General features: G+C 62.6%; 9 protein-coding genes and 1 tRNA gene. 5 read left to right on the forward strand and 5 right to left on the reverse strand.

Going from position 1 to position 13,771, the window contains the following annotated elements; all coding sequences use genetic code 11:
• The first annotated feature begins 212 nt into the window (after positions 1 to 212).
• The 5 genes from mltA (at position 213) to tyrS (ending at position 8,066) form a co-directional block, all read left to right on the forward strand.
• A complete protein-coding gene (mltA, locus tag ACODSD_RS03890) occupies positions 213 to 1,442 on the forward strand; it encodes a murein transglycosylase A (protein ID WP_227104886.1) in 1,230 nt (409 codons plus the stop codon).
• 488 nt (positions 1,443 to 1,930) lie between these two features.
• Entirely contained in the window at positions 1,931 to 3,397 is a 1,467-nt protein-coding gene (locus ACODSD_RS03895; protein WP_488876829.1) for an amino acid permease, read from the forward strand.
• A 40-nt stretch (positions 3,398 to 3,437) separates the two neighbouring features.
• Positions 3,438 to 5,366, forward strand: coding sequence for a pyridoxal phosphate-dependent decarboxylase family protein (locus ACODSD_RS03900; protein WP_227104888.1), 1,929 nt, complete (start codon positions 3,438 to 3,440; stop codon positions 5,364 to 5,366).
• A 124-nt stretch (positions 5,367 to 5,490) separates the two neighbouring features.
• Positions 5,491 to 6,720: an amino acid permease gene (locus tag ACODSD_RS03905; RefSeq protein ID WP_235086655.1), complete on the forward strand. Its 1,230-nt coding sequence runs from the start codon at positions 5,491 to 5,493 to the stop codon at positions 6,718 to 6,720.
• Between the two features lie 71 nt (positions 6,721 to 6,791).
• Positions 6,792 to 8,066 (forward strand): tyrosine--tRNA ligase, encoded by a 1,275-nt coding sequence (tyrS, locus tag ACODSD_RS03910; protein ID WP_227104890.1) that lies wholly within the window; start codon positions 6,792 to 6,794, stop codon positions 8,064 to 8,066.
• Between the two features lie 88 nt (positions 8,067 to 8,154).
• Here tyrS and ACODSD_RS03915 read toward each other — a convergent pair whose 3' ends face one another.
• The 5 genes from ACODSD_RS03915 to ACODSD_RS03935 form a co-directional block, all read right to left on the reverse strand.
• Positions 8,155 to 8,856, reverse strand: coding sequence for an FCD domain-containing protein (locus ACODSD_RS03915; RefSeq protein ID WP_107800528.1), 702 nt, complete (start codon positions 8,854 to 8,856; stop codon positions 8,155 to 8,157).
• A gap of 268 nt (positions 8,857 to 9,124) precedes the next feature.
• Positions 9,125 to 9,203, reverse strand: a tRNA-Ile gene (locus ACODSD_RS03920).
• Between the two features lie 111 nt (positions 9,204 to 9,314).
• Positions 9,315 to 11,246, reverse strand: coding sequence for an RNA polymerase sigma factor RpoD (gene rpoD, locus ACODSD_RS03925; RefSeq protein WP_107800529.1), 1,932 nt, complete (start codon positions 11,244 to 11,246; stop codon positions 9,315 to 9,317).
• 165 nt (positions 11,247 to 11,411) lie between these two features.
• A complete protein-coding gene (gene dnaG, locus ACODSD_RS03930; protein ID WP_107800530.1) occupies positions 11,412 to 13,196 on the reverse strand; it encodes a DNA primase in 1,785 nt (594 codons plus the stop codon).
• A 45-nt stretch (positions 13,197 to 13,241) separates the two neighbouring features.
• Positions 13,242 to 13,688, reverse strand: coding sequence for a GatB/YqeY domain-containing protein (locus tag ACODSD_RS03935; RefSeq protein ID WP_107800531.1), 447 nt, complete (start codon positions 13,686 to 13,688; stop codon positions 13,242 to 13,244).
• Between the last annotated feature and the right edge of the window lie 83 nt (positions 13,689 to 13,771).

Genomic DNA, 13,771 nt, shown 5'->3' on the forward strand with positions numbered 1-13,771 from the left:
CAAGCTTCAGCGCGAATGTTTTACCGCATACTAGCGAGGAAACTTTTCAATTTTGTTGCCGGTCCATGACAACGCGGCGCGACGGTCTCGCCTGTTGGCGCCGCCGCAACAATCGCCGCGGCCGTCATCGCCCCGTCATGCGCGTCCCAGCGTAGAATCAGACCGGTTCGCAGCGCGTCGCTGCCCTAGCCCCGTTTCAGAGAACTTAGCGCATGTTAAAAAAATGGCTGTTGTTACTGCTTGTCGTCGGCCTGGCCGCCTGCTCCACTTCCAGTCCGCCCGGCAAGACGGGCGGCGCGGCGCGGGAAAGCGGCGCGCCGACCGCCTTGCCGGCCTGGAGCCAGCAGGACTTGGGCGATACCCTCGTCGCGCTGAAGCAAAGCTGTAAGGCCATCGCCAGAAAACCGGGCTGGACCGAAGTGTGCCGGCAAGCCGACGGCATCGCCGCCGACAACGCGCAGGCGGTGCGCCAGTTCTTCGAAAACCGCTTCGCCGCCTGGAAGGTCAACGACGGCAGCCGCGACAGCGGCTTGATCACCGGTTATTACGAACCGCTGCTCAGCGGCAGCCGGACGCGCAGCGAACGCACCCCCTGGCCGGTATACGGCATCCCTGCCGATTTTTACAGCGTGGACGTTCCGCCCTCGGTTCGCGGCAAGTCCAGCCTGACGGCGCGCCGCAGCGGGCCCAACCGGCTGGCGCTGAGCGCGGCCGGCGATATTGAAATCCGCCCCGGCGACTTTCCCGCCGACAACCGCGGCACGCGGCTGAAGGGCCGCCTGGAAGGCAAACGCCTGCTGCCGTATTACACCCGCGCGGAAATCAACCAGGGCAAGGGCGTGGCCAACGCGCCCATCCTCGCCTGGGTCGAAGATCCGGTGGAGCTGTTCTTCCTGCAAGTGCAGGGCTCGGGCCGCATCCAGCTGGACGACGGCAGCTTCATCCATATCGGCTACGCCGAGCAAAACGGTTACGGCTATCAATCTATCGGCAAATGGCTGGTGGACAAGGGCGAGCTGACCATGGGCGACGCGTCCATGCAGGGCATCAAGGACTGGCTGGCGCGCAATCCGCAACGCCGGCAAGAGCTGTTCGCGGTGAATCCCAGCTATGTGTTCTTCAAAACCTTGCCGGGCGACAACGGCGGCCCCATGGGCGCGCTGGGCGTGCCGCTGACCGGCGGCTACAGCATCGCGGTAGACCCGCGCTACATCCCGCTGGGCGCGCCGGTCTACCTGCTCACCACCTGGCCTCATTCCACCCAGCCGCTGGCGCGGCTGGTGCACGCCCAGGATACCGGCAGCGCGATCAAGGGCGCGGTGCGCGCGGACTTCTTCTGGGGCTTCGGCACCGAGGCCGGCATGTACGCCGGCAGGATGAAGCAGCAAGGCAATCTGTGGATGCTGCTGCCCAAAGGCATGAACCCGTCCCAGGCCCTGTAAACCTTTAGCCTTCTCCGGCGGCGCATCCCTGCTTGCGCCGCCGCTTCCGCGCCCCGCGGTCCTCCTCCAGCACACCCATCCCGTCTTCTCGCCGTCCCGCGACGTCAGCGCCGCCTCACACTCTGCTGCGCCTGGCGTGACGCAAAGCGCTGAGCGCCGCCCGAAGCCCTCATCCGCCGTGCGTGGGTTCCGTTTCTCAGCCGCAAGGCCTTGTCTCTCTCGCTTGCGAGAACGTAAACAGGCGGCCAAAACCGCCGCCGCGCCAGCGCCAAGCCAAATTCATCCTCAATAGCCTGATCCGCCCCAAGACCAATCAAAGCCTTGCCTGGCAAGGCTTTTCCGGCCCATTCCAATTATTCCATACGAATTATCGTTTATCGAATTTTCCTAATATTGACTTTCATCAAACGCTGAACATGGCGAAATAAATAATATTTTCGAAATTTTATGTTTGAACGTTTTTATTTATTTGTTCGATGGAGATGAAAATGACGACAATCGATAAGGCGCCTCCCAAGATCAGCGTCTTCGCCTTCGTCATGATCACCGCCGCCGTGGTCGTCAGCGTCCGTACGCTGCCGATGACGGCGCAGCCGGGGATGATGACGATTTTCCTGACCTTGGCGGCCGCGCTGCTGTTCCTGGTGCCCACCGCGCTGGTGTCCGCGGAGCTGGCCACCGCCTGGCCGCAGGACGGCGGCCTGTTCATCTGGGTGCGCGAGGCCTTCGGCGAGCGCATGGGCTTTGTCGCGGTGTGGATGCAGTGGATACAGATGGTGTTCGGCATGACCTCCATCATCATGATCATCGCCGCCACCTTCGCCTATGTGTTCGACCCTGCGCTCGCCAGCAACAAGCTCTATATGCTGGCGATGATTCTGGGCATCTGGTGGGCCTGCACCCTGGTCAACATGCGCGGCGTGAAAACCCTGGGTTGGGTCTCCACCATCTGCGTGAGCCTGGGCGTGTTCCTGCCCGGCGTGGTGCTGATCGGCTGCGGCATCGCCTATCTGGCCGGCGGCCACCCCATCATGACCGACGTGTCCTGGAGCTGGAACAATCTGGTGCCCAGCTTTAGCGACAGCGGCACCCTCGGCCTGTTCATCGGCTTCATCTTCGTGGTGATGGGCATGGAGGTGTCGGCGTCCAATGTGTCCTCCATCAAGGATGCCCGCCGCAATTATCCGATCGCCATCATCCTGGTGTCGGTCATCATGGTGCTGCTGTCCGTGATCGGTTCCGCCGCGATCTTCATCGCCATCCCCAAAGAGAAGATCTCGATGACCGCCGGCCTGATGCAGGCCTTCGAGCTCTACTTCAATCAATGGGGCATGGGCTGGCTGGCCCCGGTCATGGGCCTGTGCATCGGCCTGGGCCTGGTGGGTCAGGTGAACTCCTGGGTGCTGGGCCCGGTGCGCGGCCTGCAAGCCACCGCCGACTCCGGCGCGCTGCCCAAATTCCTGCAGACGACCAATCGCCATGGCGTGCCGGTGACCCTGGTGCTGATCCAGGCGGCGGCCATCACCATCGTCGGCGTGCTGATCACCGTGATGCCCAATGTGGACAACTTCTACTTCATGCTGATGGGCCTGACCGGGCTCGTCTATCTGGTGGCCTATCTGTTCATGTTCTCCGCCGCCATCTATCTGCGCTACAAGCGCCCGGACGTGGAACGCAGCTTCCGCGTCCCCGGCGGCAAGGCGGGCATGTGGATCTGTTCCGGCCTGGGCATCGCCATCTCCCTGCTGGCCGGCTACCTGGGCTTCATCCCGCCGGGCAGCTTCCATGGCTCCGCGCATGAATACCTGCAGTTCCAGCTCATCGGCCTCGCCGTCATGCTGGTGATTCCCTTCCTGGTGTACGCCTACGGCCAAAAAGCCAAGCACGCCCGTTCCGCCGGCGCCGCCCCGCGCACCTCGCCCGCCAGCAAGGCTCGTCCCGCCGAAGGCAAATGAGCCGGCTCACGCCTCTCTTAAATAACAAGGTTACTCAGTCATGACCAATCCGACTTTCTCCCCGCTTAACGTCGATGCCCTGTTCATCGGCCCCAAATCCGAAAACCGCGTGTTCTTCAAGGAAATGATGGAATACGCCGTGTCCGAACACCTGCACTGGCGCGCGGACTTTCACCCGGAAGACCCGGCGCTGGTCACCCCGGTGGAACAGCACGCCGGCGATTTCCGCCAGACCCTGTATCGCACCGAAGGCATCTTGCGCCAGCTGTCCTCCAAGCTGAAGAACACCTCGGTGCCCTGGTTCTCGCCGCGTTATCTGGGCCATATGAATGCGGACACGCTGATGGTGTCCAATCTGGCCTACGTGATGACCATGATGTACAACCCGAACAACTGCGCGCACGAAGCCTCGCCCACCACCACCGAACTGGAAGTGGAAGCCGGCCTCGATCTGTGCCGGATGTTCGGCTACGACCCCAAGCGCAGCTGGGGCCACATCACCTCCGGCGGCACCGTGGCCAACTACGAAGGCATGTGGGTGGCGCGCAATCTGAAGACCATGCCGCTGGCCATCGCCCAGCATGAAAAAGCCCGCGATCTGGTCGCCGGCAAGAGCGAGCGCGAACTGCTGAACCTGTCGCCCAGCGCGGTGCTGGACCTGACCGACGAATTGAAAAAACGCGGCCTGTTCGAAGAAGTGCGCGCGATGTCCTGCCGCGGCGTCGGCATCAAGCAAGGTTCGCTGGGCAAGATCCTGGTGCCGCAATCCAAGCACTACTCGTGGATGAAGGCGATGGACGTGCTGGGCATCGGCCAGGAACACATCGTGCCGCTGCCGGTGGACGAGAACTACCGCACCGACGTGGCCAAGATGCGCGAGATCACCTTCCGCCTGATCGAGGAAGGCCACCCCATCCTGGCCATGGTCTCCGTGGTGGGCACCACCGAGGAAGGCTCGATCGACCATGTCGACGAAGTGATCAAGCTGCGCGCCGAGTGCGAACAGAAATACGGCGCCTCCTTCTACGTGCACGTGGACGCGGCCTACGGCGGCTATGTCCGCGCGATGTTCCTCGATGACAACAATCAGTTCATGGACTACGACGCGCTGCTGGCCCGCTACCGCGCCGAAGACATCATCCCGGCCGGCGTGACCTGGCCCAAGCGCGACGTCTACGAAGGCTTCAAGGCGATGGCGGAAGCGGACTCCATCACCGTGGACCCTCACAAGGTGGGCTACATCCAGTACGCGGCCGGCGCCGTCTGCATGAAGGACAAGCGCATCGTCGACCTGATCTCCTACCACGCGGCCTATGTGTTCGAAGAAGTGGACGAGGCCGAAGGCGCGGACACCAAGGTGGTGCTGGGCTCCTCCATCATGGAAGGCTCCAAGGCCGGCGCCACCGCCGCCGCGGTATGGGCGGCCCACCGTCTGGTGCCGCTGAACATCGGCGGCTACGGCAAGGTGATCGGCCGCGGCATCGTCACCGCCGACTGGTTCGCCCAGCGTCTGGCCGCCGCCAAGCCGCTGACCGTCGGCCGCCGCCAGTTCGAAGTGCGTCCCATCATGCACCCGGACTTCCACATGGTGAACTTCACCTTCAAGGAAATCGGCAACGACAGCCTGGAAGACCACAACCGGCTGAACAAGAAGATGTACGAGATCTGCTCCTACGCTTCCGGCCGCACCTACACCAACGACTTCCTGACCTCCTCGACTTCGCTGTCGGTGGAAGAGTACGGCGACACCCCTTGGCACTACGTGGCCAGCCGCGGCTTCAGCCGCGCCGAATGGGACAAGGTGGAAAGCGTCTACATCCTGCGCGCCGCGGTGATGACCCACTTCCTGCGTAAGGCCGAGGACTTCGACGCCTACTGGGAACAGCTGCGCGAAGTCTTCGCCGCCAAGCTGGCCCAGATCGTGGACATGGAAGACAAGACCGGCGCCGACGCCCTGATCGCCGCCTGATTCCCCTCCGCTCCCGGCCTGGCCGGGAGCGTTTTTTTCACTACCAGACCCAATACCGACTATGAGTTTGTCCGGTTTTTACGAACGCATCCTTCTCTTCATCAAGGATGGTTGAGGATTCCACATGCAAGTCAATTTCAAGGCCATCGGGGCCACCTTGCTGATTTCCGGCACCATGCTGGGCGCGGGCATGCTGGCGCTGCCGCTGGTGTCCGCCGGCATGGGCTTCGGCTACGCCTGCCTGACCCTGTTTCTGATCTGGGCGCTGATGACCTATACCGGCCTGATGCTGCTGGAGGTCTGTCTGTCCTTTCCCGAAGGCTACGGCTTCGACGCCATCGCCCGCTCGCTGTTCAACGCCAAGGGCAGCTATCTGATCAACGCCAGCCTGTTGCTCCTGCTCTACGCGCTCTCCTCCGCCTATATCTCCGGCGGCGGCTCCACCTATCAATCCGGCCTGCACCAATACCTGGGCCTGACCCTGTCGCCCGGCCAAGTCTCGCTGGCCTTCACCGCGCTGATCGGCGGCATCGTCTTCGCCAGCACCACCGCGGTGGACAAGGTCAACCGACTGCTGTTCAGCCTCAACATCCTGATCTTTCTCTCGCTCAGCGCGGTCATTCAGCCCTATGTCGACACCGGCAACCTGTCGGAAAACACTGACTCGGCCAAATACATGCTGGCCGCCATCCCCATGTTTCTGACCGCCTTCGGCTTTCACGGCAGCGTGCCCAGCATGGTCAAATACCTGGGCCGCGACCAGCCCCGCACGCTGCGCAATGTCTTCATCGCCGGCAGCCTGATTCCCATGGGCGTCTACCTGCTGTGGGTGTTCAACACGCTGGGCGCGCTGCCGCGCTACGGCAGCCACAGCTTTCAGGCCATCTCCGCCCATAACGGTTCGGTGGGCATGTTCCTGGACGAATTCCACGCGCTGGTGCCCACGCCGCAAGTGCCCTCCCTGCTGTCCGCCTTCTCGTCCATCGCGCTGTTCACTTCTTATCTGTGCGTTTCGCTCGGCCTGTTCGACGCCATGGCCAGCACGCTGAAACGCGGCGACAGCCTGCGGCAGCGGCTGCAGACCGCGCTGATCACCTATCTGCCGCCGCTGGGCTTCGCCCTGTTTTTCCCCAGCGGCTTCATCGCCGCGCTGGGCGCCGCCGCCATCTTCCTGGTGATTCTCGCCATCCTGTTCCCGGCGCTGGCCCTGATCAAGCTGCGCCGCCAGGACAACTACCGGCCCGGCTACCAGGTCAGCGGCGGCGGCACCCTGCATTGGGCGATAGGCGGTTCCGGCCTCGCCATCATCCTGTTCCAGATCCTGGTGATGCAAGGACTGCTGCCCGTGTTCTGACGGCGCAAGCGCGCCGTCGTCCGGACGCGCGGCCAATACGGCCGCGCGCCGCAATCATGGAGGTAAACGAAATGAAGCAATCGACCCTGATCCGGGATCTGCAGCAACGCGGCCTGATCTCGCAGGCCACCGACGCGGACGCGCTCGACGCGCTGCTGTCCCGGGAAACGGTCACCCTGTACTGCGGTTTCGACCCCACCGCCGACAGCCTGCACCTCGGCCACCTGGTGCCGCTGCTGTTGCTCAAGCGCTTCCAGATGGCCGGGCACCGCCCTATCGCCCTGGTCGGCGGCGCCACCGGCATGATAGGCGACCCCAGCTTCAAGGCCAGCGAGCGCAAACTCAACACCTCGGACGTGGTGGCCGGCTGGGTGGACAAGATCCGCCGCCAGGTGGAGCCCTTCCTCAGTTTCGAAGGCGACAACGCCGCCCTGATGGCCAACAACCACGATTGGTTCGCCCAGATGAGCGCGCTGGACTTCCTGCGCGACGTCGGCAAGCATTTCTCGGTCAACGCCATGATCAAGAAGGAGTCGGTGCAGCAGCGGATCAACCGCGACGATGTCGGCATCTCCTTCACCGAGTTCGCCTACAGCCTGCTCCAGAGCCACGACTTCGTGGAGCTGAACCGCCGCTTCGGCTGCAAACTGCAGATCGGCGGTTCCGATCAATGGGGCAATATCACCGCCGGCGTCGACCTGGTCAGACGGGTGACCCAGCAACAGGCCTTCGGCCTGACCATGCCCTTGATCACCAATAGCGACGGCACCAAGTTCGGCAAAAGCGAAGGCAACGCGGTGTGGCTGGACCCGAGCAAGTGCTCGCCCTACGCCTTCTACCAGTTCTGGCTGGGCGCGGCCGACGCCGACGTCTACCGCTTCCTGCGCTACTTCACCTTTTTGTCCAACGAGGAGATCGAGGTCATCGAGGCCGAGGACCGCGCGTCCGGCGGCAAGCCGCGGGCGCAACGCATCCTGGCCGAACAAGTGACCGAGCTGGTTCACGGTCCGGCCGCGCTCGCCGCCGCCCAGCGCATCACCCTCAGCCTGTTCGACAACGATGTGGAGCGGCTCGGCGCCGCGGACTTCGCCCAACTGGCGCAAGACGGCATGCCCCGGCTGGCCTTGCCGCGGCAGTCCACGCCCTTGGTCGACGCCTTGGCGGCCAGCGGCCTGGCCGCGTCCAAAAGCGAGGCCCGCACGCTGCTGCAAAGCGGCGCCGTCAGCGTCAACGGCGCCAGGGCGGACGCGTTGGACGCGCGCCTGGAGCAGGCCGACCACCTTCATCAGCGCTACACGCTGTTGCGACGCGGCAAGAAACAGTACTGTCTGTTGATTTGGGAGTAAGCGCGTGAAACGGCCCGGGCGCTGAAGCGCCGGGCTCGCCCCGTCCGGCCGCCCAAGCGCGCATGGGCGGGGCAGCCGGCTGGATAGGCTAGCGGGGCAGAAAAGCCTCTGTGCTCAGGCCTTCCACCACCTGCATCACGTGGGAATAATGCTGATCCAGCAATTGCAGCGTCCGGTCCGCGTCTCTGGCCAGCACCGCCTGCATGATGGCCTGATGCTCGCCCTCGTCGCTATAGCGCTTGGAGGTCGGCAAGGCCGGGTCGAACCAGATGTGCCGATAGCGCTCCAAGCGGTTGTACAAGGACTCCATCACCTCCACAATCACCGGCGAGTGGCTGCCGCTGATGATGGCCAGGTGAAACGCCATGTGGCGGTCCGCCCAGTCCTGCAAATCCACATTCACGTCGTTCAGATCTATCCGGCTCAAGCGGTGATAGCTGGCCAACACCTCCAGCTCCCACGCCTCGTCGCCCTGCGCCAGAGAACGGCGCACCGCCTCCTCCGCCAGCACTCGGCGCACCAGCAGGATGTCGTAAAGCTCATGGTGGGAAATCGGCGCCACCCAAAAGCCGCGCTGCGGCTCCATCACCACGTATTTGCACCAGCTCAGGCGCAGCAGCGCCTCGCGGATCGGCGAGCCGCCGGCGTCGTAGCGCGCCTTGAGATCATGCAATAGCAGCTTCTGCGACGGGCGGTACACGCCCAGCAGAATGTCCCGCCGCAACTCCTGGAATACCTTGTCGGCCAATGTGGCGTTGCTGCTTGCCGCCTTTTTTTCCTTCTGGGGCATTCGGTCTTTTCCACATGAGAGCGCGCAATGATGCGCGAAACGCTAGATAGTAACTTAAAATGGCGCAGCATATTGATTTTCCCCATCGGCATAGCAGGGAAATAGCTAAAAGCTACGTCTCTCCGGCATGGAGATCGGGCGGGGAAACCCCAAAGAAAAGGCGGATAGGGAGGCCGCGGCGGCCCGGCCGCCGCAACAAAAAAGCCGACTTGAGCGTCGGCTTCCGATATCAATGCGCCAAGCGCCGCCGCATGCTGCGCGGGAGTCTTGGTGGGCCCCCGGGGAGTCGAACCCCGCACCAACGGATTATGAGTCCGCTGCTCTAACCAAGCATGAGCTAGAGGCCCAGAGCAGCGCATTATAACAGCCAAAAAGCAAAACCCCAAGCGTCGAATTCCGACGGCTTGGGGTTTTCAACCGGCTCAGGCCATCGGCCTAGACCCGGTCTCGCGATCCGATCACTGACCGCCCGGCTCGTTGTCCAGGAAACTGCGCAGGCGTTCCGAACGGGTCGGATGACGCAGCTTGCGCAAGGCCTTGGCTTCGATCTGGCGGATGCGCTCGCGGGTCACGTCGAACTGCTTGCCCACTTCTTCCAGCGTGTGGTCGGTGTTCATATCGATGCCGAAGCGCATGCGCAGCACCTTGGCTTCGCGCGGCGTCAGCGTGTCCAGCACTTCCTTGGTGGCGTCCTTCAGGCTGGAATACATCGCAGCGTCGGACGGTGCCAGGTTGTTCTGGTCCTCGATGAAATCGCCAAGATGGGAATCGTCGTCGTCGCCGATCGGGGTTTCCATGGAGATGGGCTCCTTGGAAATCTTCATGATCTTGCGAATCTTCTCTTCCGGCATCTCCATCTTTTCCGCCAACTCGGCCGGATCCGGCTCGTGGCCGGTTTCCTGCAGAATCTGACGGCTGATGCGGTTCATCTTGTTGATGGTCTCGATCATGTGCACCGGGATGCGGATGGTGCGCGCCTGGTCCGCGATGGAGCGGGTGATCGCCTGGCGAATCCACCAGGTGGCGTAGGTCGAGAACTTGTAGCCGCGGCGGTATTCGAACTTGTCCACGGCCTTCATCAAACCGATATTGCCTTCCTGGATCAGATCGAGGAATTGCAAACCGCGGTTGGTGTACTTCTTGGCGATGGAGATCACCAGGCGCAAGTTGGCCTCGATCATCTCTTTCTTGGCGCGGCGCGCCTTGGACTCGCCCGCCGACATCTGGCGGTTGATTTCCTTCAGCGCCTTGATCGGCAGCATCGCGCGATCCTGCAGCTCGGACAGCTTGGTCTGCTTCTCGATGATCGCGTATTTGAAGCGGGTCAAGGCTTCCGCCCAGGCCTTGCCGGAATGGATTTCGTCTTCCACCCAGTCAAGATTGGTCTCGTTGCCCGGGAACACCTTGATGAAGTGGGCGCGCTCCATGCGCACGCGGCTGACACAGATATCCTGGATGTCGCGTTCGTACGTGCGGATTTCGTTGACGCGGCTGCGCAGCGAGTCGCACAGGCTTTCCACCTGGCGGGTGGAGAAGCGCACCAGCATGAACTCGGTGGTGATCGCGTCCTGCAGCTCCAGGTATTCCTTGCTCTGCGCGCCCTTGACGGACAGCACCTTGACCATCTTGTCGAACAACATGCGCACGCCGGTGAAATGCTCCAGCGCCTGCTGCTTCAGCTCTTCCAGGTTGACGCCGGCGGCGTCGGCGGCGTCGCCGTCCTCGTCCTCGCTCTCGTCTTCCTCTTCGGCCTCGGCTTCGAGCAACTCGTCTTCGTCCGCCGGCTCGGCGAACGCGGCGTCCTCTTCGGACGGCGCGTTCAGATCGATGAAGCCGTCAACCACTTCGTCCACGCGCACTTCGTCGCGGCCGACGCGCTCAACCAGCTCCAGCACTTCGGCGATGGTGCCCGGACAAGCCGAAATCGCCTGGATCATGTACTTCAGGCCGTCTTCGATCCGCTTGGCGATTTCGATCTCGCCTTCGCGGGTCAGCAGCTCCACCGAACCCATTTCGCGCATATACATGCGCACCGGGTCCGTGGTGCGGCCAAATTCGGAATCCACCGAGGACAGCGCCGCTTCGGCTTCTTCCACGGCGTCTTCGTCGGCCACCGGCGGGGTGGCGTCGGACATCAGCAGCGTGTCCGCATCCGGCGCCTCGTCGTAAACCTGGATGCCCAGACCGGAAATCATCGTGACGATGTTTTCGATCTGCTCTGCGTCGGACACGTCTTCCGGCAGGTGGTCGTTGATTTCCGCGTAGGTCAGATACCCACGCTCCTTGCCCAAGGCGATCAGCTGGCGCAGGCGTTTACGCTGCTCTTCCAGGCTCATCACTTCGGTTTCGTTTTCCTGCACGTCTTTTTGATTTTCGGGAGAGGCCGCCATTTCGCTTCCTGCTTGAAATAAGCCGAAAAAAACAGTTGATAATAACACAAGCAAATAACGCTGTTTGTGTAGCCCTGCGGGGCGCTTTCTACCGCCGCGGCATCGCTTTCGGCAGTCCGGCGCGTACGCCAGACCACTCTGCGATCTGCCGGGGCGGCGACGTCGTCAAGCGTTTGGCGTCAGCAAATCCCGCAGCAATTCCCCTAGCAATCTGACTTCTTCCGGAGTCAGGCCTTCGTTCCGGTCCTTTTGTTTTAGCCGCTCCACCTGAGTTTGATGCAGCATTTTCAGGAGCTTGGCCGCGCCGTCCTGAAACTGCTGCCTATCTTCCTCGCTGGGATCGGCGAACTCATCCGGATCCTGCATGGCCTGCTGCAGAACACTATCCACCAGCCCTTCATATGGAGTGCCACGCAGGCTTTCCATCAATTGCGCCGTATTCGGCGGCTGGTCGTGCCCTTGCACGCATTCGGCCAACATGGCAAAACAGGCAAGCTCGTCGGACAGCGCCATGCTGTCCGGCAAGCGCACATCGCCAGCCCAACCAGGATTCAACAGCAGCCATTTGATCAGGCGCGTCACCATGGAGGACTGTTGCGGACGATGCGATACCTCCGGCAAACGGTGCTCCCGCTTGCCTTTGCGCTCCGACTTCCTTTGGCCCGTCGTCAACATGTCGAATTCGTCGACATCCACACCGGCAAGTTCTGCCAGTCTTTTCTTGATGATGAAGCCCAGTGCCGGAGCGGCAATCTGCGCCAGAAGGGGGGCGGCCTGACGGATCAGATCGGCCTTGCCTTCCGGCGTGGTCAGGTTCACCTCGCGACACAGCTCGCGGGTGAAGTAAACGGACAGAGGCAGGCTCTGCTCTTCCAATACTTTTTCAAAGGCCTCGGCGCCGAACTCGCGGATATAGCTGTCCGGATCATGCTCCTGCGGCAGGAACAGAAAGTTCAGCGCCTTGCCGTCCTGCAATTGCGGCAGGCTGTTTTCCAGCGCGCGCCAAGCCGCTTTTTGACCGGCCTTGTCGCCGTCGAAGCAGAAGTACACCTGGTCCGCGTGGCGCATCAGCTTGCGCGCGTGCTCGCCGGTGGTGGCGGTGCCCAGCGTGGCCACCGCGTAAGCGACGCCGAACTGAGCCAGCGCCACCACGTCCATATAGCCTTCGACCACCAGCACGCGGTTTTTATCCCGTATCGCCTGCCGCGCCTCGTAGAGGCCGTACAACTCCCGGCCCTTCTCGAACAAGGGCGTTTCCGGCGAATTCAGATACTTGGGCTCGCCCTTGCCCATCACCCGGCCGCCGAAGCCGATGATGGCGCCGCGCTGGTTGCGGATGGGGAACATCACCCGATCGCGAAAGCGGTCGTAACGCTGGCCCTTCTCTTCATTGACGATGACCAGGCCGGTATCGACCAGCTTGTCGTCCTGGTAGTCCGGAAACACCGCTTCCAGGTTCTGCCAGCCGTCCGGCGCGAAGCCAAGACCGAAGCGGCCGGCCACTTCACCGCTCAAACCCCGGCCTTTCAGATAGGAAATGGCGTTGGGCGCGGACTTCAGCTGCTGTTTGTAGTAGCCTGCCGCCATCTGCATCATTTGTTCCAGCGACAGCTTGCGCTCGCGCGCGGCGCGGCTGGCTTCCGGGTTGGCGTGGGCGCGGCTGTCCGGCACCTGCATGCCGATGCCTTCGGCCAGCAGCTTCACCGCGTCGACGAAGCCCAGCCCCTGGTATTCCATCACGAAGCCGATGGCCGAGCCGTGAGCGCCGCAGCCAAAGCAGTGATAGAACTGCTTGGACGGGCTCACCGTGAACGACGGCGACTTTTCCTTATGAAACGGGCAGCAGGCCAGATAGTTCTGGCCACCCTTTTTCAAGGGGACGTAACGGTCCACCACGTCGACGATATCGACGCGGGACAATAACTGATCGACAAAATCCTGAGGGATCAAACAAGGTCACCAATGGCGCGGGCCGCACACGCGGCCCGAAGCCGGCTAGCCGGCCAGCTTGGCCTTGATGGAGGCGGAAACCTGCGCCATATCGGCGCGGCCGGCCAATTGCGGCCGCAACAGCCCCATCACCTTGCCCATGTCCTGCATGCCGGCGGCGCCGCTGTCGGCGACGGCCTTGGCCACCAGCGCGTCAATCTCTCCGGCGGACAATTGCTGCGGCATATAGGCCATCAGCACGTCCATCTCGAATTTTTCCTTGTCGGCCAAATCCTGGCGCTGAGCTGCCTCGTACTGGCTGACCGAATCGCGGCGCTGCTTGAGCATCTTGTCGATGACGGCGACCACGCCGGCGTCGTCCAGCTCCACGCGCTCGTCCACTTCCTTCTGCTTGATGGCCGCCAGCAACAGGCGGATAGCCGCCAGCTTGTCGCTTTCCCGCGCTTTCATTGCAGATTTCATGTCGTCGCTGATTCGCTGCTTGAGGCTCATTGCTTGCTTTCCGGAAGATGACCGCCACTCGTCGCCGGCGGCGAGCGCGCACTTTAGAGAGAGTCAAACCCTGATGACATTGG

The organism is Chromobacterium sp. FG22 (assembly GCF_057809415.1).